The following is a 24,538-nucleotide window of genomic DNA, read 5'->3' on the forward strand; positions in this document are numbered from 1 at the left end:
TGGGCATGGAGCCTTCGCGGACTGCCGGGAACCCCGGGCGGACCGGCTGTCGGCACGGCGTGTTAGCGTCCGCCGATCAACCAATCTCTTGGGGGGAACTTTGCGAAGATTTTTGGGCGCCGGGATCGCGGCGACGCTGCTCGTCACCGGTGGCGTCGTGGGGGCGGGGACGGCCGTGGCGGCCGGGGATCCGACGTTCGAGTTCTACGACATCGGGGACAAGGTCCTCATGCCGGGCGAGGGCTGGACCTGGCTGTCGCCGCCGTCCACCGGCGGACAGAACTCCGGTGAGCCCGACGGCACGTACGTGTACGCGCTGAGCAGGAAGCCGCTCACGGACGCCGGCTGGTCCGGCGGCGGCGCGCCGGCCGGGCTGAAGGTCGACCCGACGGACGCCTGCAAGCCGAAGGCCGGGATCGCCGGTGTCTACCTGTGCGACCTGAAGAGCTGGAACAACCCGGCTCCCGAGGTCTCGGCGACGAGCACCGCGGCGAACGGCACGACCGCCTACTACAGCCTCGTCTACGTGCCGCGCGGCGCGAGCGTCGACGCGGGCATCAAGGAGGCGCAGACCGCCGGCTCCAAGCCCATCGGTCCGCGCCGGGCGCACGCGACGATCACGGCCAAGACCAAGGCGCAGGTCGCGCAGAACACCATGACGCTGACGACGCCGCAGCTGCCGGCCGGCGGCTCGGCGGCGCACACCGTGAAGCTGCACGCGGTCGACAAGGGCCGCCTCCAGATGAGCCTGAGCGCGGCGCCGGGCTTCCGGCGCTGGGACGAGGGCGAGCTGAAGGTCAGCGTCGACGGGGTCGGCGCGGGCGGCGCGGCGGGCGCGGAGTGCGACCACTCGCTCGGCGAGCCCGGCTGGGGCAACGAGATCCGCTGCGACATCACCAAGCCCGGCGACTACACGGTCACCTACGGGCTGAAGGCCGCGGCCGGCGCGCCGGCGTGGCGGCTGCGCAACACCGCCGTCTACGAGGTGTACACCTTCGGCACGGGCAACCCGGAGAAGGCGGCGGACTTCACGATCGGCAGCTCGATCCCGGTGTCCGAGCGCTTCCGGGTCGTGGGCCGCAGCGCGGACGGCGATCTGTACGACTACCGCGGCACGGGCAGGGGCGCGCAGCCGTTCGAGTCGTCCTCGCTGGTCGGCGGCGCCCCGGACTGGAACCGGTACTCGGCGATCACCCGGCTGGGTCCGCTGACCGTGCAGAGCACCGGTCCGGGCGCGGTGGCCCGGGACAAGGCCGGCGTGCTGTGGTTCTACCGGATGTCCGGTGACGGCGGCATCTTCAAGGACCGGCTGAAGCTCGGCGCGGGCTGGAACGCCTTCAACTCGCTGACGGGCGCCTCGGACCTGACCGGCGACAAGAACGCGGACCTGCTGGCGCGGGACACCGCGGGCACGATGTGGCTGTACCCCGGCACCGGCAACACCGCGGCGCCGTTCGGCAACCGGGTGAAGATGGGCGCGGGCTGGAACATCTTCAACTCGCTGGTCGGCGGAACCGACGCGACCGGCGACGGCAAGCCCGACCTGCTGGCCCGTGACACGGCGGGCAAGCTGTGGCTGTACCCGGGCACGGGTGTCGGCGCGACGCCCTTCGGCCCCCGGGCCGAGATCGGCACCGGCTGGCAGATCTACAACACCGTGCTGGCCCCGGGCGACCTGAACTCGGACGGCAAGGCCGACCTGGTCGCGCGGGACGCCGCGGGTGGGCTCTGGTCCTACGCGGGCACCGGCGTCGCGGCGAAGCCGTACGCCTCGCGCGTGAAGATCGGCACCGGCTGGCAGACCTACAACCTGCTGTTCTAGGTCCGGTGGCCGAAGCGGCCCCGGAAGGGGCGCAGCGGCACCGGAAAGAGCGTGAGACGGCCTCCGCCCCTCGTGGGCGGAGGCCGTCTCGCCGTCGGTGACGCGCTCAGTGGGTCCGGGCTCAGTGGGTCCGGGCCGGCTGCGGCTCCGCGACACGGCCGGCGGACGCGACGATCCTGGACGCGCGGACCGTCCCGCCCCCGCCGTCCCGCCGGTCCAGCCGCAGCGCGGCCACGGCCAGGCCGATCGCGGTGACCGTCATCGCCGCGCCCGCCCAGGCGGTGGCGGAGAAGCCCATTCCGGCGTCGATGACGGTGCCGCCGAGCCAGGGGCCCCCGGTGTTGCCGAGATTGAACGCGGCCGTGGTGGTGGCGCCCGCCAGGGTGGGGGCGGCGCCCGCGATGTTGAACATGCGGGCGTTCAGGGCCGGGGCCGTGAAGAACGCCGAGACGCCGAGCAGGAACGACAGCCCGATCGCCGCCACCTGCACGGAGGCCAGCAGGGCCAGGGTCGTGAGGAAGACCGTCGAGGCGGTGATGCCCCAGATCAGCACGCCGAACAGGTGCGCGTCGGCGACCCGCCCGCCGATGGTGGTGCCGATCAGCGCGCCCACCCCGAAGAGGCCCAGGATCCACGGCACCCACCCGGAGTCCAGCCCGGCCACGTCCGTGAGCAGCGGAGACAGGTAGCTGAACGCGCAGAAGACACCGCCGGCGGCGAGGGCGGTCATGCCGATGGACAGCCACACCTGGCGGTCCCGGTAGATCCGCAGCTCGCTCTTGATCCGCGGCTTCTCGGCGGGCAGCGGGATCTTCGGGATCAGCGTCAGGATGCCGACGAGGGCGACCGCGGAGGCCGCGCCGACCGACCAGAACGCGGAGCGCCAGCCCAGGTGCTCCCCGAGGAAGGCGCCGGCGGGCACGCCGAGGACGTTGGCGATGGACAGGCCGCCGATCATGACGGCCATCGCGCGGGCCCGCTGGTCCTTGTCGACCATGGCGATGGCGACGGCCGCGCCGACGGCCCAGAAGCCGGCGCAGGCGAGGGCGGAGACCACGCGGGAGGCGAAGAGGAGCTCGTACGAGGGGGCCAGCGCGCCCGCGACCTGCCCGAGCCCGAAGAGGGCGATCAGGGAGACGAGGGTGGTGCGGCGCGGCAGCCGCAGCGTGGCGACGGCCAGCAGCGGCGCCCCGACGACCATGCCGATCGCGAAGGCGGATATGAGCAGGCCCGCCTGCGGGATGCTGACGCCCATGTCCTCGGCGATGGGTGGCAGGAGCCCCGAGAGCATGAATTCGCTGGTCCCGAGGGCGAAGACGGACAGGCCGAGGACGTAGACGGCGACGGGCATGCGGGATCGTGTGGAGGCTGCGGGCATGACAGTCACAAACCACCGCGAACGTGCTCGCATTCCCCGGCGCCGCGTCGGCCTCCCGTCGGCCCCTCCTCAGCCCGGGTCGCCGACGTCGGTGAGGGTGGCCAGCTCGGCGGCCAGGTTGCGGCGGGCCGGCGCCTCCCAGTGCGCGGCGCCGTACGGGGTGCGAAAGAGCCGGGGCAAGCCCAGCAACTGGCGCAGGACGGCGGCCCGGCCCTCGCGGAAGGCGTCGTCCGGCACGAACCCGTACTCGGCGCGCACGGCGGCGACGTACGCGGCGTACGCGTCGGGCTCCCCGGCGAGGACGGCCAGATCGGCGTCACAGAGGACCTCGCCGTCGCCGTCCCCGGGGGCCGGGTCGTGGGTGACGGTGAGCCGGACCAGGCGGGCCACCGCGGCGGTGCGGTCGGCGTCGATGCCCAGCTCGGGCAGGGCGCGCTCGGCGAGGACGGCGCTGCGCTCCTCGTTCTCGGAGCGGTCCGGGCGGTAGACGGCGTCGTGGAACCACGCCGCGAGTTCCACGGCGGCGAGGTCGCGCGCGTGCGGCGCGAGGACGTCGATCCGCGAGAGGACGTCGGCCAGGTGCGCGGTGGTGTGGTAGCGCCGCTGCGGCTCCGCCCAGGCCGCGAGGAGGCGCTTCGCGTACGGGGCGGGGTCCGTGTCGGGCGCCGCTCCGGCGGCCGTGACGGTGGCCTGCCAGCGGGCGCGCAGCGGGGCGGTGTCGGGCGGCGCGGTGTCGTGCGCCGGGTCAGGGGTCATGGGCACATTGTGCGGGTGGCGTGATTGTGCTGGTGAAGCGCGGGCCGAGGCCCGTACCCTGGATATTGGACTAGACCTATTTCTCACGGGTCGCATACGGGTCACATACGGGCAGTTCTCCGAAGGATGGATGGAATCGAATGAGCAACCGTGCGCTCCTGGAGGTGATCGCCCTCGACGCGGAGGACGCGATGGCCGCCCAGGCCGGTGGGGCGGACCGACTGGAGCTGGTCACCGACATGGCCGCCGACGGGCTCACGCCGCCGCGCGAGACCTTCGCGGCGATCCGGGCGGCGGTCGACATCCCGCTGCGCGTGATGATCCGCCGCACGGACGGCTTCGCGGCCGGACCGCTCGACCTCCTCGTCGACCAGGCGCGGGCGCTGCGGGCCGAAGGCGCCCGGGAGTTCGTCCTCGGCTTCCTGAACCCGGACGGCAGCCCCGACCTCGCCGCCGTGGAAGCGGTCGTCTCGGAGCTGGACGGCTGCCCGTGGACCTTCCACCGGGCCATCGACCGGGCGGCCGACCGCGACCACCTGCGCAAGGCGCTCGCCGATCTGCCGGGCCTGGACACCTACCTCACCGCGGGCTCGGCGACGGGTGTCGACGCGGGCCTGCCGACGCTGCTGGCGGAGGCCGCGCGCGGCGGCGAGCCGGGGTACGGGGCGCGGATCCTGGTCGGCGGCGGGCTCACCCTGGCCCACCTCCCGGTGCTCCGCGAGGCGGGCGTCGACGCCTTCCACATCGGCGGCGCGGCCCGTCCCTCCGGGTGGGACCGGCCGGTCTCCCCGGCGGCGGTCGCGCAGTGGCGCACGGCGCTGGGCTGACCGCCGGCGGGCCGGACCGGGGCGGGCCGCGGACCGGGGGTGGGTCGTCGGTGCGCGGCCCGGGTCCCGGGCGTCGGTCCCGGGTGTCGGTCCCGGGCGACGGGCCCGCGCGTCGGGAGGGCTCGTCAGGGACCGGTCAGCGCCTCCGGGAGGGCGCCGGTCGTGTGGATCACCCGGAGTCCGGAGACCGCGCGGGTCAGGCACACGTACAGCCGCCGCAGCCCCGTCCGCTCGTCCGGTTCGCCGGCGACGACGGCCCCCGGCTCGTCCAGGACCACGTAGTCGTACTCCAGTCCCTTCGCCAGCGACGCCGGCACCAGCGTCAACCGGGACTGCGCCGTCGTCTCCTCACCGGGATCCAGGTACGGCATGCCCGCCGCCCGCAGGGCCTCCGCGAGCTCCGGGACACGGGCGTCCGCCGCGATCAGGCCGATGGAGCCCTCGTGCGCGAAGGAGGCGCGGCAGGCGTCGAGGACCGCGGCCGTGAGGCCGGCGGGGTCGGCGGTCTCCTCGATCAGGAGGGAGCCGGGGGTCTCGCGGACGGAGGAGACGGGGGCCAGGCCGGGGGAGATCGCCGGCAGCAGCCGCGAGGCGTACGCGATCACCTCGCGCGGCACGCGGAAGCCCGCCGTGAGCTCCTCCAGCACCGCCTCCGGCTTGCCCAGGTGGGTCAGCGCCTCGTCCCAACTGCGCGTGGCCCACGGGGTGGTGCCCTGCGCGAGGTCGCCGAGCACGGTCGCCGATCCCGTCGTGCAGCGCCGTCCGACCGCCCGGTACTGCATCGGGGACAGGTCCTGGGCCTCGTCGAGCACGACGTGGCCGAGCGAATGCGTGCGCTCCACCAGGTCGGCCGCCTCGTCGATCAGGACCAGGTCGGCCGCCGACCACTTCGCCGACTTCGCGCTCCGGTACGGCTTCGACCACAGCAGCAGTTCCTGCTCGTCGTCCGACAGGATCCCGGCGGCGTGCTCCGCCAGGAACTTCGGGTCGGAGAGCAGCCGCAGCACCAGTTTCGCCGGCTCGACCAGTGGCCAGATCGCCTTCACCGCCGCCTTGACGGCCGCGTTCCGGGCCACCGCGTCCTGGACCCGGTCGTCCGGGGCCTCGCCCGCCTGTTCCATCCGTACGAGGATCGTGTGCGCGATCCGCTGCGGCAGCGCCTCGCGGGCGGCGCCGTAGCGGATCTCCCGCTTCTGGAGCTCCTCGACGATCTCCGTGAGCTCGTACGCCGGCACCCGCCACCGGCGCGAGCCGCGGACCACCATCAGCGGCTCCTCGGGGTGGCTGACGTGGGAGTGGACCGCGTTGCGCAGCACCGACGCCATGCGGGCGTCGCCCTTGACCACGGCGGTGGCCGCGCCGTCGGTGCCGCGCACCTCCAGGCCGTCCCGCGAGACGAGGTCGTCGACCGTGCCCTGCTTGACCTCCAGCTCGCCCAGGGCCGGGAGCACCTGCTCGATGTAGTGCAGGAAGGACCGGTTCGGGCCGATGACGAGCGTGCCCGTGCGGGCGAGCCGATCGCGGTGCGCGTACAGGAGGTACGCGACACGGTGCAGGCCGACGGCCGTCTTCCCGGTGCCGGGACCCCCCTGCACGCACACGGAACCGGACAGGCCGGAGCGGACGATCTCGTCCTGCTCGGGCTGGATCGTGGCGACGATGTCCCGCATGGGGCCCACGCGCGGCCGCTCGATCTCCTGCTGGAGCAGCCTGCTGACGGAGGCCGCCTCGGCCGGGTCGGAGAGGTGCTCGTCCTCGTACGCGGTCAGCCAACCGCCGGTGTACCCGAAGCGGCGGCGCAGCGCGATGTCCTGCGGGTCGGTCTTGGAGGCCCGGTAGAACGGTTGGGAGACGGGCGCGCGCCAGTCGATCACCATCGGGTCGCCGTCGGCGTCGTGGACGTGCCGGCGGCCGATGTAGAACTGCTCGCCTTCCGCGCCCTCGGCGAGTTCGGCGCCCGGCGCGTGCAGGTAGTCGAGGCGGCCGAAGAAGAGCGGGGTGTGCGCGAGGTCGGCGAGGGCCTTGACGCGGTCGTCGATCTGGGCCTGGAGGACGATCGCGTTGACCCAGTTCGCGGTGACGTCGCGGATGTCGAGGGACTCCACGTCCTCGCGCATCGCGCGGAGCGCGGAACGGGAGGCGGCGAGGTGCGCCTGTTCGCGGGCGAGGGGGTGCGCGGGGTCGGTTTCGACGGGGGGCCCGCCGGTGGCGGTGACGGTGGCGGGCTCGGGGGCGTGCGCGGGCACGGGACTGCCTCCAGCTACTGATCATCTGCGGCGATCGGAACGGACAGATGCCCGCCGGTTTCCGTGCGGCGGGCGGCTCTCCCCGGTGCGGCGGGAGGCGGCAAGAGCGGAGATTCTAGTCATGGTCGGGGTGGTGCGCGAACGGGTTTCGCGGGGTGGAGGTTCCCCCGGCGGGACGCCCGTCCGGGTGTCATACCCGCGTGTGTCAGACCTCGGGTAGGGGGACTCGGGGGTGACCTGCGCCTTGAGGAGGACACGGAAGCCCTGGTGATTCCGTCCCGCGGCCGATGTGACATCCAGGGCGAAAACGCATCATGGATACATGAGCACCGCAACCTTCACACCGATCCGGGGCGGCCTCCCGAGCGGGGCCACCGCCACTTCCGATTCCCGTCCGCGCCTCGGCGTCGGCAGCCTCCTGCGCGCCGCCAAGGTCTTCGCCGCCACCGCGGTGAGCGTCGTCGTCCTGGGCGAGTACGCCGAGGACGCGGGCGTCATACGCCGCTGACGAGGACGCCGCGCCTCGCCGGCGCGTCCGCGTACCCCGTCCCCCCGGCCCGGTTCCGACGGCTCGCCCGCACCGGGGTCGTGGCCTGATCCGACTGCGGCCCACCGCTGATCCACTAGGGTCACGCTTCGTGACCCGGAGTCCCGCCCCCGACCGCTTGCCGTCGTTCCTCGCCGGCGTGCTGGTGACGGGCTCGCTGCTCGCGCTGGGCGTGCTCTGCATCGCCTTGCGCGTCCCCATGGCCGACGCGCTCGCACGCGGTTTCTCCGCCGCGGAGTGGCATCCGCCGGCCGCCTATCCGCCGTTCGCGGCGATCCTGTTCACGCCGGCCGCCTGGCTGCCGACCGGTGTGCTGAGAGCCGTGCTCCTCCTCGGCAGCGCCGGGCTGCTCGCCCTGCTGATCCTGCTGTCGTGCCGCCTCGCGGGGCTGCGCGCACGGCCGGGTCCGGTGTTGGCCGCGACCATCGCCGGGCTGTGGCTGGAGCCGCTGTTCCAGGCCCCGTTGCCCGGTCAGATCAACCTGGCGCTGGCCTGCCTCGCCGTCTGGGACCTGAGCCGCCCCCCGGCCGCGCTGGGCCGGGGATTCGCGTTGGGCACCGCCGCGGGGATCACCCTGACCCCGGCGGTCCTCATCGCGTACCTGCTGCTGGCGGGCCGCGTCCGGACCGGCCTGACGGCCCTGGCCGCGTTCGCCGGTACCGGCCTGCTGGGCCTGCTCGTGCTCCCGCAGGCCTCCGCGGAGTTCTGGACCCGCCACCTTCCCGCGAGCGGCCTGGCACTGCTGCCGGACTGGCCGCCCCTGTGGGTGTGGTGCGTCCCGCTGCTGGCGTACCTCGCGCGTACGGTCCGCCGGGCCCACCGTGAGCACCGCGCCCGCCGACACAGGGCGCACGGCCGCCCGGACCCGGCCCCCGGGCAGACCGCCGCATCGGTTGCCGCATCGGTTGCCGCATCGGTCGCGGGGTCGGTCGCGGGGTCGGTCGCGGGGTCGATCGCGGAGGAGACCCCGGCAGAAGGCCCGGGCGAGGCATCGTTTGAGGCATCGGGCGAGGCCCGGGACGGGGTGCCCTCCCCGAGATCAGCCCTCGGGGAGGAGGATGTCCGCGTCGTCGAAGACCCGCAGCACCACGAGCAGCAGACGCCCGCGCGACACCATGTACTCCGCCACGATCTGTGACGTCAGCCGGATCTCACGATCCTGTTCGCCCGCGCCTATCGGCCGGGACAACTCCGTGTAGGGGTCACGCGCCAGTATGTCGAGGGCCTTGTCGAAGGACGCCCGGCGCGGTGGGTCCAGCCGGTCCCGATCGCGGCCCGCCGACTCCGTGAAGAGGACTTCGTAGATCTCCTGGTGCGCCATGCGTCTCTCCTTGCCCGGACGGGTCACTTCCAGCGTAGTGCCCCGCCCCGACCCCCCTCAGTCGTTGGTCAGGAGCTCGTCGGCGTCCATGATCCGGTACGCGTAGCCCTGTTCGGCCAGGAAGCGTTGGCGGTGTGCGGCGAAGTCCTGGTCGATCGTGTCGCGGGCGACGACCGAGTAGAAGCGCGCCTCGTGGCCGTCGGCCTTCGGGCGCAGCACGCGGCCGAGGCGCTGTGCCTCCTCCTGCCGGGAGCCGAAGGTGCCGGACACCTGGATGGCGACCGTCGCCTCGGGCAGGTCGATGGAGAAGTTCGCCACCTTGGAGACGACGAGGACGCTGATCTCGCCCTCGCGGAAAGCGTTGAAGAGCTTCTCGCGCTGCGCGTTGGAGGTCTCGCCCTTGATGACGGGCGCGTCCAAGTGCTCGCCGAGTTCGTCGAGCTGGTCGATGTACTGCCCGATGACCAGCGTCTGCTCGCCCTGGTGCTTGCGCACCAGCGCCTCGGTGACCTTCCGCTTCGTCGCCGTCGTCGCGCAGAAGCGGTACTTCTCCTCCGTCTCGGCGGTGGCGTACGCGAGCCGCTCGGAGTCGGTGAGGTTGACGCGCACCTCGACGCAGTCAGCCGGGGCGATGTAGCCCTGCGCCTCGATCTCCTTCCAGGGGGCGTCGAACCGCTTGGGCCCGATCAGCGAGAACACGTCCGACTCGCGCCCGTCCTCGCGCACCAGCGTCGCCGTCAGTCCGAGGCGACGGCGGGCCTGGAGGTCGGCGGTGAACTTGAAGACCGGCGCGGGCAGCAGGTGCACCTCGTCGTAGAGGATCAGGCCCCAGTCCCGGGAGTCGAAGAGCTCCAGGTGCGGGTAGACGCCCTTCCGCTTCGTCGTCAGCACCTGGTAGGTGGCGATCGTGACGGGCCGGATCTCCTTGCGGGTGCCGGAGTACTCGCCGATCTCCTCCTCCGTCAGGGAGGTCCGCTTGATCAGCTCGTGCTTCCACTGGCGGGCGGAGACGGTGTTCGTGACCAGGATCAACGTGGTCGCCTTGGCCATCGCCATGGCGCCCGCGCCGACCAGCGTCTTGCCGGCGCCACAGGGCAGCACGACCACGCCGGAGCCGCCGTGCCAGAAGCCCTCGACGGCCTGCTGCTGGTACGGGCGCAGCGCCCAGCCGTCCTCGACCAGGTCGATCTGGTGCGCCTCGCCGTCGACGTACCCGGCGAGGTCCTCGGCCGGCCACCCCAGCTTGAGCAGGGTCTGCTTGATCTGCCCGCGCTCGGAGGGGTGTACGGCCACGGTGTCGGGGTCGAGCCGGGCGCCGACGAGCGGAATGATCCGCTTGGACCGCAGGATCTCCTCCAGCACGGGCCGGTCGGTGCTGGTCAGGACCAGCCCGTGGACGGGGTGCTTGGAGAGGGTGAGGCGGCCGTAGCGGGCCATGGTCTCGGCGACGTCGACGAGCAGGGCGTGCGGGACGGGGTAGCGGGAGAACTCCACGAGGGCGTCCACGACCTGCTCGGCGTCGTGTCCCGCCGCGCGGGCGTTCCACAGGCCGAGCGGGGTGATCCGGTAGGTGTGGATGTGCTCGGGGGCCCGCTCCAGCTCGGCGAACGGGGCGATGGCCCGGCGCGCGGCGCCGGCGAGCTCGTGGTCGACCTCGAGAAGGAGTGTCTTGTCGCTCTGGACGATGAGAGGCCCGTTCACAGAGGTCCCTTCCGGTGGTGGCGACCGCCCGAACGCGGACGGCCAAACCTCCAGTCTGCCGCATCGCTCCGCGGGCGGGGTGGTTCTGGGGCCGACGGACCGGGACGCGGCCCGCGAGCCCGCCCCCCGGCACCGCGGGCTCCGGACCGGGCGGGGCGGCCGGCGGGTACGTCCGGTGCCGGGGCGGCGGCCGGGGCGGCCGACGGGGCCGGGGGGCCGAGGGGGGCCGGGGGTGCCGGGCAGCCGACGGGGCCGGGGCGGCCGGGGAGGCGACGGGGCCGAGGGGCCGGGGGTGCCAGGGAGCCGGGGAGCCGAGGAGTCGACGGAACCGAGGGAGCCGGGGAGCCGAGGGAGTCCATGGAACCGACGGAGCTGGGAGCCGGGGAGCCGAGGGAGTCGACGGAGCCGGGGGGCCGAGGGAGTCGACAAAGCCGGGCAGCCGACGGAGCCGGAGAGCCGACGGGGCCGGGGCGTGGTGCGAGCGCGCCTGGGCTCGCCGGGCTCCCGGTCGGGCTTGGGTGGCGGGGGCGGGTCCGGTGCCGCTCAGCCGTTGAGTGCGGCCAGCAGGGCGCGGGCGCCGGACTCCAGGGCCCGCGGGTCGGCGCGGGAGGCGCTGACCACCTCCAGGTGGGCGGTGGCGACCGGGTTGGGGTGCGTTGCCTCGCCGCTCGGCGGGGCGTCGATCCGATCCCGGGCGGGGCCGAAGACGTGGGTGTAGGCGTCGACGATGACGTACGGCAGGTCCTCGTCGAAGCCGACGACCGCCGTCGCCTCGGTGCGGCCGTCGTCGTACAGGTCCAGGAAGTCGGATTCGCCGGCCCCGGCCGCGAGGGTGTCGAGGATGCCGTGGGCGAAGTGCCGCAGGTCCTCGGCGCGCGCCACGCCGAGCACGTGCGGGGCGATCTCGACCAGCCAGGTTCCGTCCGCGGCCGCCCGCCGGACGGCGAACCGGACCGGCCGTCCCCCACAGTCCTCCAGCGCGCCGAACTCTGCCACGACCACGCTGCCTTCCGGCACGACCCGCGCGTCCACGCCCGCACCCCGGCTCACGCCCGCACCCCGGCTCATGCCCGCACCCCCGTCCACGCCCGCACCCGCACCCGTGTCCATGTCACCGCCCATGCCGCCGTCCACGGGCTCGACGGTAACCCGGCGGCCCTCAGGCCGCCGTCAGACAGGGGGAGGGGTGGGGGCCGGGTGCGTCGGGGCTGCCGTGGAGGCGACGAAGGCGAGGATGGCGGGGACGGCCTCGCGCAGCGTCGGGAAGTGGCGGTGGGCACCGGCCGCCGGGGCGGGGGCGTTGACGGACCAGACGGTCATGCCGGCGCGCAGCCCCGACCGGATGCCCGACGGGGCGTCCTCCACGACCAGGCACCGGGCAGGCGTCGCGCCGAGCCGGCGGGCACCCAGCAGGTACGGCGCGGGGGAGGGCTTGCCCTCGGTGGCGGAGGCGGCGTCCACGAGCACCGGGGGGACCGGCAGGCCCGTCCGGTCGAAGCGCCCGCGTACCCGGTGCTCGTAGTTGGAGGTCACCAGCCCCCAACTGCCCGGGGGAAGCGCGGTCAACAGCTCGGCCGCGCCGTCGAAAGCCTCGTAGACGCCGGACCGGACGTCCTCGTCCTCCAGCTCGTGCAGCGCGGCCAGGCACGCGTGCGGGTCGTGGTCGGGGGCGACGGCCGCGAAGGTCTCCATCGGGCGGGTGCGCAGGGCCACCGCGTGGACCTCGTCGGCGTCCAGGCCGTACCGCGCGGCCCAGGTCTCCCAGACCCGGCGCTGGTTGGCGACGGCGTCGATCAGCGTGCCGTCCACGTCGAACAGGACGTGACGGGAGGCGGGAAGGGGTGCGGCGGCTGGGCTGGTCACCGGTGGATCATGCCAGAGCGGCCGGAGCGGCCGGAGCGGGGGATCGCGGCGAGCACGCCGGAGGGGCCGGCACGTGGTGTGCCGGCCCCTCCGGGGGCGCCGCGGTACGACAGGGAGACGCTCGGCGACAGTTACGCCGGCGGCAACGGCAACGGCAACGACAACGACAACGGCGGCAACGACAACGGCTGCGACAACGGCGACGACAACGGCGACGACAGCAACAGCGGCCGCGGCGACCGCGGTGGCCGGGACTAGCCGCGGGCGGCGCGTCGGCGGCGGGCGCCGATCCAGGCGACAGCGCCGCCGAGGGCGACGAGGACGCCGGCGAGCCCGGCGTACAGGCCGGTGTCGGAGTCGGCGCCGGTGTGCGCGAGGGATCCGGTCGCGGCCGGGGCGTTGGCCGTGCCCGGGGTGTGGGCGGTGGCCGGGGCCGCCGGGGCGGTGGTCGCGGAGCCGGTCGGCTTCGGCGCGCCGGGTGCGGGCTTCGTCGGCGCGGGGGTGGTGGTCGTGGAGCCGGTCGGGGTCGGGGCGGTGGGCGAGGGCTTCGGGCCGAGCTCGATCTTGCGGTCGGCTTCCAGGAACGGGTAGGTGTTGTCCTCGGCCAGACCGATCGACGCGCGCACCGTGACCGGGGTGAGCTTCTTGATCCCCGTCTTCGGGCCGAGCTTGATCTGTACGCGCGTGACGCGGTCGCCGGAGGCGGCGCCGAAGCCCTTCGGGATGACCGGCAGGTTGAAGGTGTGCCCGTCGCCCTTCAGGTCCTTCCACACGCCGTCGACCTTGACGCGCGCCCGGAGGTCGGCGTCCGAGTGGCCGGGGGCGTCGAGCTGGAGCCAGGAGGCCAGGTCGGAGCCGAGCACGCCGTCACCGGTGGACCGCAGGCGCAGGTCCATCTCCCGGCAGTCGGGTGCCGAGCCGCCCTCGCAGGGGCCCTCGTTGACGAACGAGGCGTCCAGCTTGCCGGGCTTGCCCACCGGGACGGTCTTGAAGGTCAGGGAGGCCTCGTTGCCCTGGGAGATCTCGCCGGCGGAGCTCGCCGCGACCAGCGTGAAGTCGCCGTCGTGGGTCGGGTAGCTCGTGCCCAGGCCGATGGTGACCTTCCAGGTCATCCTGCCGCCGGCCGGGATCAGGAAGCCGTCGCCGGCGGACTTGCCGGCCGGGTGGAACAGGCCCTGCCACTGGCCGTCCTGCTGTCCGATGCGGGAGTCGGTCGCCGGGGCGTCCACCGGGGCGATCTTGTAGACCACGTCCTTCTGCTGGAGCGGGATGTCGCCGGTGTGGTCGAGGAGCAGCCACGGGTGGTACGAGGAGGCCTTGTCCGTCGGGTTGGTCACCGTCAGGTCGAAGGTCTCGGTGGCTCCGCCCCGGGCCAGCGGGCCGCTCGGCACCGGTGCGCTCATCGTGGTCTTCAGCGCCCGGGGGGCGCCCTCTTCGGCGTGGGCCGACAGCGGCATCAGGGCCGTACCGGCGATGGCGGCGACGACGGCGGTGGAGCCGGCGGTGCGCAGGGTGCGGCGGGCGACGGTGCGAGCGGACATGGTGAATTCCCCCGGGAATCAACAGGATCAGACGGCAGTGGCGGCCGAGAGGCCAGAGGCGGAGCAGAGGTGGGAACGGCCGAACGAGGTGGCCGGCGGTGGAACGCCGGTCCGGTGGTGCGGGATCTCGCCGGCGGCCCGGCTTCGTTCCCCCCGGTCGCTGCTGCGATGAACTGATCTTCACACGCGGCGCATCTCTGATCCGTCGTCGAAACGTCACCGTCGCGCAACAGCCTCCGCAAGCCCCTCCATGCCCTCTGACCTGCGATAACGGAATCGTCTCGGCCACTTCCAGACCTGGTCCCCGGCCTCCAGACCTGGCCCCCGGCCCCCGGACATGATCCCCGGGCCCCCGGCCCCCGGACATGACCCCCGGGCCCCGGTCCTCCCCCTCTAGACCTGGTCCTCCGCCAGTTCCGCGACACCCGTGATCCGGTGCAGCGCGTACGTGCGCACCTCGTCGGCCGTGTGGTCGTAGCCGGTGACGAAGCCGCCCTCCACCCGCACCGGGGCGAGGACGCGCTGGCTCGCCGCGCCCTCCGCGTTGACGTACCCGATCCACACCGCCGACCCCGTCAGTGCGGCCGCCTGCACCGTCGCCAGGGTCTCCGCCGCGCTCGTGCGCGGGAGTTCGCCCGGGGCGCCGGCGAGGCCCGCGGACGGCGCGGGTTCCTTGCGGACCGCCGTCGCCGCCAGGTCGCCCGCGCGGATCGCCCGTACGGCCGCTCCGAGCAGGGTCGCGTCCGGGACCGGCGGCCCGTCCGGTACCGGGGTCGGCGCCGAACGCGCCGGCGTGCGGTGCGCGTCGGCCCGGGCGACGAGCACGTCGCCGGTACGGGACTCGGCGGCCGGGGCGTAGCCCATCGCCCGCAACCCGTCGAGCAGCACCGTCGGGTCGGCCTGCGCGGCCAGCACCGTGGGCGCGAGCCGGCGCAGCCCCAGTCCGGCGGAGCGCTTGTCGGCGAGGATCTCGCCCAGCATGGCGTCGTCGTCGCAGCGCACGTACGAGGAGGCGGCGCCCACGCGCAGGTGTCCGTGCCGCCGCGCCACGTCGTCGATCAGGTACGCCAGCGGCTGCGGGACGGGGGTGCGGCTGTGCTCGGCGAGGAAGGCGTGCAGGTCGACGGCGGTGTGCCCGGAGTCCAGGGCCCTGCGCACCGAACCCGGGGTGAAGCGGTACACCGTCGCCCCGCCCTTGGACTCCACGTCGGCCAGCGTGGCCAGGACGTCGCCGATCCCGCGGCGCAGCGGCCCGGGGGCCACCGCCGTCAGGTCGGCCTGGAGCAGGACGTGGTCCACCGGCTCGGGCAGCAGCGGGGCGAGCAGCGGCGCCGGGTCACGGTGTTCGAGCAGGGCCCGGCCGAAGGCGGCCAACGCGCCGCGGCCGGTGACGCCGAGGACCTCGGCCTCGGTCAGGGTCCAGTGCGCGAGGCGGGCGCGCAGATCGCTCGTGCCGCGCACCGGGCGTTCCCAGGCGAGCCGGGCGAAGAGGGTGTCCGGGTCGGCGGAACCGCCCTCGGGCAGTTCGGCGAGCAGGTCGAGGACCCGGCGGCGGACCTCCGGTGCGGCGGACCGGTCGAGGTCCGGGCCGAGGGCCGCCAGGGTGCGGCCCTTGCCGTCCTGTTCGCCGACGAGGGCGGAGGTTCGGGTGGCGGGCAGCCAGGCCCGCGCGAGCGTCGACCAGCGTTCCGCGGGCGGGAGTTCGCACCAGTCGTCGAAGGCGGGGGTGGGCGCGTACCGCTCGTCGGCCTCGCCGTCGCTCGCCAACAGGCCTGCCGCGTAGGCGAGTTCGATCCAGAACGCCGCCGACGTCTCGGTGGCGTCCAGGGTCGACGCCGCCCGCTTGAGGTCCCGTACGGACAGCCCGCCGGCTCGCAGCACCGCCGGCCCGGCGTGCTCCCAGGACTTCACCAGCTCCTCGACGGTCGACAGCGCGGCGAGCGCCTGCCCCGCCGCGTTCGCGTCCACAAGCTGTGGACGGTGCTCGCGGTGCGCGGGCACCGCGGGCGCCACCGGCTCCGTCACGCGGTGCGCGAGCCCGCCCCGCAGGTACAGCGCCACCTCGCGGGGCAGGACCACGGTCCGCGCCGAGGAGGGCAGCAGCAGCCCCCGGTCCCGCAGCCAGCGCACCGGCGGCGTCGGGTTCGGGGTGACCTCCCCGTACGGCGGCCCCCACACGAGCCGCCCCAGCACCTGGTGCGCCTCCGCCGGCGCCTCGTCGAGGAGCGCCGACATGCGCTCCGGGTCGGTGAACAGCCCGGTCAGCGCGGTCACCGCCGACACCGGGTCGTGGGTGGCGGGCAGCCCGGCCGCCGCCACGATCTCCTGCACCCGGGTCGGGGACATCCCCGCGGTGGCCTCGGCGACCGTCGGGCCCAGCCCGGTCGGGGACGGTCTGCCGGCGGCCGGGGCGAGCAGTTCCCGGGCGGTGCGCACCAACCGCAGCCGCTCGTGGTCCCCCCACACCAGGGCCTGGTCGCGCAGGGTGCCCAGGGCCCGGGGGAGGGCGGCACGGGCTCCGTTGTCCTCGGCGCAGGCGGTCCCGGTGTCGCCGGTCAGCAGCGCCTCCAGCACCGGGTACGGGCAGGGGTCCGGGGCGACCGCGAGGGCCTCCGCCGTCTGGAGGGCGAACCGGTCCAGCCGGTCCAGGGCGCGCAGCACCGACGCCCGGGTACCGGCCCGGGTGGCCAGCTGGGTCACATCGCCCGGTACCGGGTTCAGCAGGTCCGGGCGGGCGTGCAGCAGCGCGGCGAGCGCCACGTCGTCGCGGGCGCGCAGCGCCTCGGCGAGGGAGCGCGGGGCGCTCGCCGCGGTTCCGGCAGCTCCCGCGGCGTTGCTTGGCTCGGGCACTGTCGCCTCCTGGTCACGTCGGCCGGTCGTCGGCCGGTCCCCATCCGGTCAACGGTATCCGCTGTGCCCGCGCCGGCTCCACGGGCGCACGCGCTACCTTCGGGACAGACGGGACGGGAGGAGTCGGGGCGTGGGCATCGAGAGCGACCAACTGGTCTACGAATATCTCAGCAGGGTCGGGGACTTGGCGCAGCGGCGGCAGTTGCCGTCGGGTGACCGGATGCGGCTGGTGTCGGGGTTGCGGGACGAGATCGACCGTCGGCGCGCCAAGTACGAACCGGAGACCCCGGCGGCGGTACGGCGCATCCTGGAGCGGATCGGCACGCCGGAGGAGGTGTTGGACACGCTGGGCACCCTGAGCCGGCCGGCGTCCGGTACCTCCGCCGCCCCCGCGCGCCCCGACCCCGCCCCCGAGCCGTCGCCCGCCGTGCCGACGCAGCGCACGGGCCTGCGTCGCAAACCCGCCCCGCAGCCGCGCCCCGCCGAGAACGTGCCGCCGCACCTGGCCGGGCTCGACGAGCTCGGTGACGGGGGAGACGCCGAGCCCGACTGGTGGCGGCTGTCCCCGGGCGGACCGGGCGGGTTCGGGGGGCCGCAGGTCGAGGGCTTCGCGGGCGGGATCGAGATCCCCGACCTCTTCAGGGACCCGGAGGAGGACGAGGACCCGGCCGGCACGGCGCCGCCGCCCAAGCAGCCGCCCGGACCGCCCGAGTCCCGCACGAGGACCCTCGTGAGCTTCCTGCGCGAACGCAGGCGGAAGCGGAAGGCGGCGGCGGCCGAACCCGCCGCCGAGGTCGTCGCCGTCGCCCGCCCCAAACCGCACGCCTTCCTGCTGCTGGCGGCCGTGGTGCTCGTCGTCGGCGCGGTCACCGGCTACTGGCTGCTCCTCGTGGGCGGCTGGCTCCTCGCGTACGCCTCGCGGGTGCTGGGGCCGACCGAGCGCAAGGCGGTGGTGTTCGGCGTACCCGGCGCGGTCTTCGCCGGGGCGGTGGTGTGGCTGTGGGGCCGCGGCGACGGCCGCTGGGGCGACGCGTTGGCCGGCGACCAGATGTCCGGGGTGTTCCAGGACATGTGGCCGTGGCTGGCCCGGGTCGCCGGCGTCGCCTCCGCGCTCTACCTGGCGTGGCGGGCGCGCCGCAGGTAGGAGGTGTCCTTCGGACCTCGCCGGTGTTCACGGACCGGCAAGACGGGACCCGGCCCGCGTTCCCGCCCGCGTGGTCCGGCTCGGCACAATGGCGGCATGAGCTCCGAGACCGCGTCCGCCGCGCCCGCCGTCCCCCTGCTGACGGTCGGCTTCGACCTCGACATGACCCTCATCGATTCGCGCCCCGGCATCAAGGCCGCCTACCAGGCACTCTCGGCCGAGACCGGTACGTTCATCGACGCGGACCAGGCGGTCACGCGGCTCGGTCCGCCGCTGGACGAGGAGCTCGCGAACTGGTTCCCGGCGGCGGAGATCCCCGCGATGGCCGACCGCTACCGGGAGATCTATCCCACACACGCCATCGACCCCACCCCGGCGATGCCCGGCGCCCGCGAGGCGATCGAGGCCGTCCAGGCGCTCGGCGGCCGCGCGATCGTGGTCACGGCGAAGCACCAGCCGAACGCCGTCCTGCACCTGAGGCACCTGGGCATCGAGCCGGACGCGGTCGTCGGTTGGCTGTGGGCCGAGGCGAAGGCGGTCGCCCTGCGCGAGTACGGCGCCCAGGTCTACGTCGGCGACCACGTGGGCGACGTACGCGGTGCCCGCGCGGCCGGCGCGGTCTCGGTGACCGTGCCGACCGGCCCCTGCCCGGAGCCGGAGCTGCGCGCGGCCGGCGCCGACGTGGTGCTCCCCGACCTCACCGCGCTGCCGCGGTGGCTCACGGAGTACGTCCGCACGCGCGAGGTCTGAGCCCGTCCGCGCACGCCGACGCCCTCAGGCGGCCTGGGAGGCCCGGGCCGCCTTGCGCTGCGCCGCGGCCGAGCGGAGCACGCCCGCCGCCGAGATGGCGAAGCCGACGCCCATCAGCATGCAGACGGCCCACGCGTACGAGGGGAACGGGTCGGTGTCGAGGAAGAGCGGGGCCATCGTCGCGAGCGTGGCGACGGCGCCGGCGATGAACACGATGCCGCCGGCCTTGACCAGTCCGTCGCCGGGTCGGGCCGCGTCGTCGTCGGGATGAGGAGTAACAGTCACCCCACCAGGGTAGTTCCCTGGCCGAAGCGGCGGAGCGCGAAGGACCGGCGAACGACTTGTCTCCGGATTCCGGAGCACTAGCCTGGAGGTGGCGGGTCAGGGGACCCGCCGCGCTGCTATCCGGAACCGCCCACGCGGTGTCCCGGACCCGACGAGTACAAGGACAGAGGACGGACGTGCCTACCGGCAAGGTCAAGTGGTTCAACAGTGAGAAGGGCTTCGGCTTCCTCTCCCGCGACGACGGCGGCGACGTCTTCGTCCACTCGTCGGTGCTGCCTGCCGGGGTGGACGCCCTCAAGCCGGGCCAGCGGGTCGAGTTCGGTGTCGTCGCGGGACAACGCGGTGACCAGGCACTTTCGGTGACCGTGCTGGATCCGACGCCTTCGGTCGCGGCCGCTCAGCGCCGCAAGCCGGACGAGCTCGCCTCGATCGTGCAGGACCTGACGACCCTGCTGGAGAACATCACCCCCATGCTGGAACGCGGCCGCTACCCCGACAAGGTGCACGGCGGGAAGATCGCCGGCCTGCTGCGGGCGGTCGCCGACCAACTCGACGTCTGACCCCCGTCGACTCCGCGCACGACCGCGCCCCGCCACTCGAAAGAGCGGCGGGGCGCGGTCGGTTCGGTACCTCTCGCGGCTACGGGAAGGCCAGCGCGTCCGGCCCGATGGCCGGAACCAGCCCCTCGGCCGCGGCCCTGGTCAACAGCCCGCGGACGGCCGCGTACCCGGCGTCGCCGAGGTCGGCGGTGAACTCGTTGACGTACAGCCCGATGTGCTGGTCGGCGACCTTCGGGTCCAGCTCCTGCGCGTGCGCGCGCACGTACGGCCGGGACGCCTCGGGGTCCTCCCACGCCATCCGGACCGACGTGCGGGCCGCGTCGGCGAGCGCGCGCAGCGTGTCCGCGCCCAGCGAGCGCCTGGCGATGATCGCCCCGAGCGGGATCGGCAGGCCGGTGGTGGACTCCCAGTGCTCGCCCATGTCGGCCAGGCGGTGCAGCCCGTAGTCCTGATAGGTGAACCGGGCCTCGTGGATGACCAGTCCGGCGTCCACCCGGCCGTCGCGCACGGCGGGCATGATCTCGTGGAACGGCAGCACGACCACCTTGCCGACCCCCACGGGCAGCACGTCCGCCGCCCAGAGCCGGAACAACAGGTAGGCGGTGGACCGTTCGCTCGGCACGGCGACGGTCCCGCCGGTCAGGTCCACCCCGGGCTCACGGGTGAGGACCAGCGGGCCGCAGCCGCGCCCCAGCGCCCCGCCGCAGGGAAGCAGCGCGTACTCCTCCAACACCCAGGGCAGCACGGCGTACGACACCTTCAGCACGTCCAGCTCACCGCGCTCGGCCATGCCGTTGGTGACGTCGATGTCGGCGAAGGTGACGTCCAGTTCGGGCGCCCCGGGGACCCGGCCGTGCGCCCAGGCGTCGAAGACGAACGTGTCGTTCGGGCACGGCGAATAGGCGATGCGGAGCGGCTCACCTGTGCTGTTCATGCTGTCCTCCCCAGTGGGCGAGTACGGGTCCCAGCGCGCGGAAGCCGTCGCCCAGCGCGGCCAGCGCGTCCCCGATCCGCCAGGCGTCACGGTCACGGGGTCCGACCGCGTTGGACACGGCGCGGACCTCCAGCACCGGCAACCCGTGCGCGGCGGCCGCCTCCGCCACCCCGAAGCCCTCCATGGCCTCCGCGCCGGCGAGCGGGTGCCGGGCGGCGAGCTCGGCGGCCCGCGCGGCGGTGCCGGTGACGGTGGAGACGGTGAGGACGGGGGCGAGCAGCGCCCCGGTCGCCTCGGCGGCGCGGGCGGCGAGTTCGGCGGGCGGCAGGTGCGCGCTCCGGCCGAAGCCGAGCGCCTCGACGGACAGGTACCCGTCGGGTGTGTCGGCGCCCAGGTCGGCGGCCACCACCGCGTCGGCGACGACGAGCGTGCCGAGCGGGGCGGCGGGCGCGAACCCGCCGCCGATGCCGGCGGAGACGACGAGCGTGTAGTCGGCCAGCGCGAGCGCGGTGGCCGTGGCGGCCGCGGCGGCGGCCGGGCCGACGCCGCCGACGAGCACGTCGACGGCGAGGCCGGGCAGGTCCCGGCGGGTGACGAGGTAGCCGCCGCGGGACAGGGTGCGCGGGTCCGGCGTGGCCGGGTCCGGATGAGGGGTGAGACCGGCGACCACGGAGTCTGCCTCCGCGGCCACGGCGGTCACGATGAGCGCGCGCACCCTGCTGCCCTTCGCCGAGTACTGCGTGGAGCCGGCTAGTTGGACTTGAGCTTGAGCTTGAACGCCCAGACGGCGAGCGGCTTGCCGCCCTCGCCCACCTGGACGAAGCCGAGCATCTTCGACGTGGGCGCCTCGCCCTGGCCGCCGGTCGCGAAGACGTCGGCGCCGCTGAAGCTGCGGTACGTGTTCGAGGAGGGCTCGGTGATGGGCTGGCCGTCCAGGAGGGCCTGCCACTGCCTGCCGTCCTCGACGACCTCGGGCTCGACACCGAGGCGCAGCGTGTCGCCGCGGCCGTACTCGACGGTCTTGGCTTCCTTCACGTTGGTGAGGCACTCCTGGACCTTGTCCACGGAGAGTTCCTTGCCGTCGTTCTGGCAGGCGGCTTCGGCGGACACCGAGGACGTGCCGACGGTCACCGTCGCGAGCGGCGTCGGCTTGTCGCAGGCGGACAGGAGGAGGAGGCCGGCGGACACGGCTCCGAGGGCCGCGACGCTGCGGCGGGCCCTACCCGAGAAAAGCGGTGCGGTCATGAGCCGAAGGCTATCGGGCCGCCCGGCCTCGTCGCCGCACGGGGGTCCTCCGGCGGTGCGCGTGGCTCCGCCGCCGGCCCGGACGGCGCCGCCCCGGCGGTCCGCCCGGGGCCGGCCCGGCGGTCGGCGCGCCCGGCGACTACGCCACCCGGGCCCGCGCGGAACCCTGCGGCCTGCGCGGGGAGGTGAGGACGCCGCGCAGGGCCATCGTGGTGCCGGCGGCGACGATGGCCGCCGCGACGGCCATGCCCAGCACCCCGTTCAGCGGGAGCGCGATCCCGATCGCACCGCCCAGCACCCACGCCATCTGCAGCAGGGTCTCCGAGCGGGCGAACGCCGAGGTGCGCACCGCCTCCGGGACGTCCCGCTGGATCATCGCGTCCAGCGACAGCTTCGCCAGGGCCTGGCAGAACCCCGCCGTGGCCGCCAGCACCGCCATGAACAGACCGCTGACGAAGACGGCCGCCAGGACCGCGACCCCCAGGGTCAGGGACAGCACCGCCGCGATGATGGTCTCCGGCGCCCGGGCGCGCAGCCACGCGCCCACCGCCGTGCCGACCGCGTTGCCCAGACCGGCCGCGACGCCCACGATGCCCAGCGACACCGCCGCGCTCTGGCCGGCCAGCGGGTGGTCGCGCAGCAGGAACGCCAGGAAGAAGATCAGGAACCCGGACAGTCCGCGCATGGCCGCGTTGGCCATCAGCCCGCACAGCACCGGACGGCTCACGGTCCGCAGACCGGGCTTGCGCGAGTGCGCCTCGTGCGTGGACAGCCGGGCCCGCCGTTCACCCTTGGCCTCGTCGACCTTGTGCGGCAGCGCGAACGCGGCGAAGGTCCCCCAGATGAAGATCGCGCACGCCCCGTACAGCGGCCAGGGCGGACCGATCGTGTGGAGTCCGGCCGCGACCGGCGCGGCGGCCCCGGTGGCGAGCAGGCCGGCCAGCGTGACCCGGGAGTTCGCTTTGACGAGGGAGAACTTCGGCGGGAGCAGTCGGGGCACCACGGCGCTGCGGACCACGCCGTACGCCTTCGACGCGACGAGGACGCCCAGGGCGGCCGGGTACAGCTCCAGTCCGCCGGTGGCCACCGCGCCGGACATCATCACCGCGAGCAGGGCCCGGGCCAGCATCGCCGCGGCCATCGCGGCGCGCCGACCGTGCGGCAGTCGGTCCAACAGCGGGCCGATGACGGGGGCCAGCAGGGTGAAGGGGGCCATGGTGATGGCGAGGTAGAGCGCCACCCGGCCGCGCGCCTCGTCCGTGGGGACGGAGAAGAACACCGTGGAGGCCAGCGCCACGGTGATCATGACGTCGCCGGCGCCGTTGATGGCGTGGAGTTCGATGAGTCTGCCGAGCCCCGACTCGCCGGCCCCGTGGGCGTGCGTGGCCCGCCGGATCCCGCGTGCCGTGCCGGTGATGGGCAGGTGCAGGGCGCGCCCGACAGCCCGGCCGGCCCGCTTGGCCGGTCCCGAGCCGTCGTCGGACGACCGTACGGGTGCCACGGGCCCATAGTGCCCCACTCGGCCCCCTCGGACGCCTCCCGAACGGCCCCCGGCGCGTTTCGGACCCCGTGGCCGGTCTTGGGTTGTCCGCGAATCGGACCTTGCATGTGGGCCGAAGGCTTCGGAGGAGGTAGCGTGCGTAGCGCGCCACCGGCGGTTGCTCTGGCCGCGCGCCTCTTCGTGATCCCGCAGAATGGATCGCAGGTAGGTGCGCCCGGACCCGATCGGGCGTGGACGTCGACGCGGCCCTCTGGTCCGCTCCGCCCGCGCTACGTAGGGACAGCCGACGGGTCGTTGTGGACGACAGTACGGACGGCGCACTCGTGAGACGGCGTAGGAGAGAACGAGACCTGTGAGTGCTGCGACGACGCGAAGCCGTACCCCCGACCGCCTGTGCGCCGAGGCGGTAGACCTCGCCCGCGCGGCGGCCGAGGAAGCCGCCGCCCCCGGAGTGGTGGGCGAGCACCTCTCGGTCATCGCCGAGGGCGACCGGGTCGTCACGCACTTCTTCGAGTGCAAGGATCCCGGCTACCGCGGTTGGCGCTGGGCCGTCACCGTGACCCGGGCCTCCCGTGCGAAGAACGTCACCCTCGACGAAACGGTGCTGCTTCCGGGCGACGACGCCCTGCTGGCGCCCGAGTGGGTGCCGTGGAGCGAGCGGCTGCGGCCCGGGGACATGGGCCCCGGGGACCTGCTGCCCACCGACGCCGAGGACCTTCGGCTGGAGTCCGGCTGGTCGGGCGAGGACGCGCCGCCGCCGAACTCGGTCGTGTCCACCGAGATGGCCGAACTGGTCGAGGCCGAGGACGCGGACGTCACCGACCGCACCGTCGTGCCGGTGCGCGGCTCCATCACCTCGGTGGCCGAGGAACTGGGCATGCGGCGGGCGCGGGTGCTGTCCCGCTACGGCCTGCACAGCGCGGCGGACCGCTGGGACGAGGCGTTCGGCGCGAAGACCCCGATGGCCCAGGCGGCGCCCGCCTCCTGCGTGTCGTGCGGGTTCCTCGTCGCGATCGGCGGCTCGCTGGGCCAGGCCTTCGGGGTCTGCGCGAACGAGTTCGGTCCCGCGGACGGCCGGCTGGTCTCCCTGTCCTACGGCTGCGGCGGTCACTCGGAGGCCGCGGTCATGCCGAAGCCGCTGCGTCCCGCGCCGCCGGTGCTGGACTCGATGGCCTCGGACGAGTTCCCCCTGCGGCCGTCCCGCGACACCGGCTCGGTGCCGAGCGGCGACCTCACCCCCGCGGACCTCGGCCACTCCTGACGGGCC

General features: G+C 74.4%; 23 protein-coding genes. 9 read left to right on the forward strand and 14 right to left on the reverse strand.

The window, feature by feature from the left end; translation table 11 throughout:
- Window positions 1-100 precede the first annotated feature (100 nt).
- Window positions 101-1,822 (forward strand): VCBS repeat-containing protein, encoded by a 1,722-nt coding sequence (locus OHA84_RS20410; RefSeq protein WP_266948956.1) that lies wholly within the window; start codon window positions 101-103, stop codon window positions 1,820-1,822.
- Window positions 1,823-1,943: 121 nt separating this feature from the next.
- Here the strand turns inward: OHA84_RS20410 and OHA84_RS20415 are convergent, their stop codons facing one another.
- Both OHA84_RS20415 and OHA84_RS20420 read right to left on the reverse strand, forming a co-directional pair.
- Complete coding sequence (locus OHA84_RS20415) at window positions 1,944-3,173, reverse strand: Cmx/CmrA family chloramphenicol efflux MFS transporter (protein WP_266970377.1); 1,230 nt, start codon at window positions 3,171-3,173, stop codon at window positions 1,944-1,946.
- 96 nt (window positions 3,174-3,269) lie between these two features.
- The gene (locus tag OHA84_RS20420; RefSeq protein ID WP_266970376.1) at window positions 3,270-3,956 is read right to left on the reverse strand and encodes a hypothetical protein; all 687 of its coding nucleotides are present in this window, start codon (window positions 3,954-3,956) and stop codon (window positions 3,270-3,272) included.
- A 140-nt stretch (window positions 3,957-4,096) separates the two neighbouring features.
- On the opposite strand from OHA84_RS20420, the gene OHA84_RS20425 reads away from it, so the two are divergent.
- Window positions 4,097-4,783, forward strand: a complete 687-nt coding sequence (locus OHA84_RS20425) for a copper homeostasis protein CutC (RefSeq protein ID WP_053681101.1) — start codon at window positions 4,097-4,099, stop codon at window positions 4,781-4,783.
- 125 nt (window positions 4,784-4,908) lie between these two features.
- On the opposite strand, the gene OHA84_RS20430 is transcribed toward OHA84_RS20425, so the two are convergent.
- Window positions 4,909-7,029 (reverse strand): AAA family ATPase, encoded by a 2,121-nt coding sequence (locus OHA84_RS20430; protein WP_371591430.1) that lies wholly within the window; start codon window positions 7,027-7,029, stop codon window positions 4,909-4,911.
- 322 nt (window positions 7,030-7,351) lie between these two features.
- Between OHA84_RS20430 and OHA84_RS20435 the strand changes: the two genes are divergently transcribed.
- Both OHA84_RS20435 and OHA84_RS20440 read left to right on the forward strand, forming a co-directional pair.
- The gene (locus tag OHA84_RS20435; RefSeq protein ID WP_053681097.1) at window positions 7,352-7,537 is read left to right on the forward strand and encodes a hypothetical protein; all 186 of its coding nucleotides are present in this window, start codon (window positions 7,352-7,354) and stop codon (window positions 7,535-7,537) included.
- Window positions 7,538-7,667: 130 nt separating this feature from the next.
- Entirely contained in the window at window positions 7,668-8,714 is a 1,047-nt protein-coding gene (locus OHA84_RS20440) for a glycosyltransferase family 87 protein (protein ID WP_266970374.1), read from the forward strand.
- Here the strand turns inward: OHA84_RS20440 and OHA84_RS20445 are convergent.
- The 4 genes from OHA84_RS20445 to OHA84_RS20460 all read right to left on the reverse strand — a co-directional run bounded on the left by OHA84_RS20445 (window position 8,616) and on the right by OHA84_RS20460 (window position 12,461).
- Window positions 8,616-8,897 carry a type II toxin-antitoxin system RelE/ParE family toxin gene (locus OHA84_RS20445; RefSeq protein ID WP_053681095.1) on the reverse strand — a complete coding sequence of 94 codons (282 nt, stop codon included), beginning with the start codon at window positions 8,895-8,897 and terminating at the stop codon, window positions 8,616-8,618. The genes OHA84_RS20440 and OHA84_RS20445 overlap by 99 nt on opposite strands.
- Before the next feature lie 57 nt (window positions 8,898-8,954).
- Entirely contained in the window at window positions 8,955-10,598 is a 1,644-nt protein-coding gene (locus tag OHA84_RS20450) for a DNA repair helicase XPB (RefSeq protein WP_053681094.1), read from the reverse strand.
- Between the two features lie 543 nt (window positions 10,599-11,141).
- Window positions 11,142-11,732: a hypothetical protein gene (locus tag OHA84_RS20455; RefSeq protein WP_266970372.1), complete on the reverse strand. Its 591-nt coding sequence runs from the start codon at window positions 11,730-11,732 to the stop codon at window positions 11,142-11,144.
- 36 nt (window positions 11,733-11,768) lie between these two features.
- Entirely contained in the window at window positions 11,769-12,461 is a 693-nt protein-coding gene (locus tag OHA84_RS20460) for an HAD family phosphatase (protein WP_266970370.1), read from the reverse strand.
- Between the two features lie 9 nt (window positions 12,462-12,470).
- Between OHA84_RS20460 and OHA84_RS20465 the strand changes: the two genes are divergently transcribed.
- Window positions 12,471-12,719: a hypothetical protein gene (locus OHA84_RS20465; protein WP_266970368.1), complete on the forward strand. Its 249-nt coding sequence runs from the start codon at window positions 12,471-12,473 to the stop codon at window positions 12,717-12,719.
- On the opposite strand, the gene OHA84_RS20470 is transcribed toward OHA84_RS20465, so the two are convergent.
- Both OHA84_RS20470 and OHA84_RS20475 read right to left on the reverse strand, forming a co-directional pair.
- Entirely contained in the window at window positions 12,716-14,002 is a 1,287-nt protein-coding gene (locus OHA84_RS20470) for a hypothetical protein (RefSeq protein ID WP_266970367.1), read from the reverse strand. The genes OHA84_RS20465 and OHA84_RS20470 overlap by 4 nt on opposite strands.
- Window positions 14,003-14,395: 393 nt before the next feature.
- On the reverse strand, window positions 14,396-16,852 hold the full coding sequence (locus tag OHA84_RS20475) for a helicase C-terminal domain-containing protein (protein ID WP_266970365.1): 2,457 nt from the start codon (window positions 16,850-16,852) through the stop codon (window positions 14,396-14,398).
- 130 nt (window positions 16,853-16,982) lie between these two features.
- Here OHA84_RS20475 and OHA84_RS20480 point away from each other — a divergent pair, with 130 nt between their 5' ends.
- Together OHA84_RS20480 and OHA84_RS20485 are read left to right on the forward strand one after the other, a co-directional pair.
- Window positions 16,983-17,996, forward strand: a complete 1,014-nt coding sequence (locus OHA84_RS20480) for a hypothetical protein (RefSeq protein WP_266970363.1) — start codon at window positions 16,983-16,985, stop codon at window positions 17,994-17,996.
- A 96-nt stretch (window positions 17,997-18,092) separates the two neighbouring features.
- The gene (locus OHA84_RS20485; RefSeq protein WP_053681077.1) at window positions 18,093-18,746 is read left to right on the forward strand and encodes an HAD family hydrolase; all 654 of its coding nucleotides are present in this window, start codon (window positions 18,093-18,095) and stop codon (window positions 18,744-18,746) included.
- A 24-nt stretch (window positions 18,747-18,770) separates the two neighbouring features.
- On the opposite strand, the gene OHA84_RS20490 is transcribed toward OHA84_RS20485, so the two are convergent.
- Window positions 18,771-19,031, reverse strand: a complete 261-nt coding sequence (locus tag OHA84_RS20490; RefSeq protein WP_053681074.1) for a hypothetical protein — start codon at window positions 19,029-19,031, stop codon at window positions 18,771-18,773.
- A 176-nt stretch (window positions 19,032-19,207) separates the two neighbouring features.
- On the opposite strand from OHA84_RS20490, the gene OHA84_RS20495 reads away from it, so the two are divergent.
- On the forward strand, window positions 19,208-19,591 hold the full coding sequence (locus OHA84_RS20495) for a cold-shock protein (RefSeq protein ID WP_053681072.1): 384 nt from the start codon (window positions 19,208-19,210) through the stop codon (window positions 19,589-19,591).
- Between the two features lie 79 nt (window positions 19,592-19,670).
- On the opposite strand, the gene OHA84_RS20500 is transcribed toward OHA84_RS20495, so the two are convergent.
- From OHA84_RS20500 to OHA84_RS20515, 4 genes are all read right to left on the reverse strand, one after another.
- Entirely contained in the window at window positions 19,671-20,525 is an 855-nt protein-coding gene (locus tag OHA84_RS20500) for a 1,4-dihydroxy-6-naphthoate synthase (protein WP_266970362.1), read from the reverse strand.
- Window positions 20,509-21,240, reverse strand: coding sequence for a futalosine hydrolase (locus OHA84_RS20505; protein WP_266970361.1), 732 nt, complete (start codon window positions 21,238-21,240; stop codon window positions 20,509-20,511). The genes OHA84_RS20500 and OHA84_RS20505 overlap by 17 nt, the downstream gene beginning before the upstream one ends.
- Before the next feature lie 35 nt (window positions 21,241-21,275).
- Entirely contained in the window at window positions 21,276-21,770 is a 495-nt protein-coding gene (locus OHA84_RS20510; RefSeq protein WP_053681065.1) for a hypothetical protein, read from the reverse strand.
- Window positions 21,771-21,909: 139 nt separating this feature from the next.
- Entirely contained in the window at window positions 21,910-23,289 is a 1,380-nt protein-coding gene (locus OHA84_RS20515; RefSeq protein WP_107089260.1) for an MFS transporter, read from the reverse strand.
- A 334-nt stretch (window positions 23,290-23,623) separates the two neighbouring features.
- On the opposite strand from OHA84_RS20515, the gene OHA84_RS20520 reads away from it, so the two are divergent.
- Window positions 23,624-24,532 carry a DUF3027 domain-containing protein gene (locus OHA84_RS20520; protein ID WP_053681061.1) on the forward strand — a complete coding sequence of 303 codons (909 nt, stop codon included), beginning with the start codon at window positions 23,624-23,626 and terminating at the stop codon, window positions 24,530-24,532.
- The last annotated feature ends 6 nt before the right edge of the window (window positions 24,533-24,538 follow it).

The sequence above is a fragment of the Streptomyces sp. NBC_00513 genome (assembly GCF_041431415.1).
Classification (GTDB): domain Bacteria; phylum Actinomycetota; class Actinomycetes; order Streptomycetales; family Streptomycetaceae; genus Streptomyces.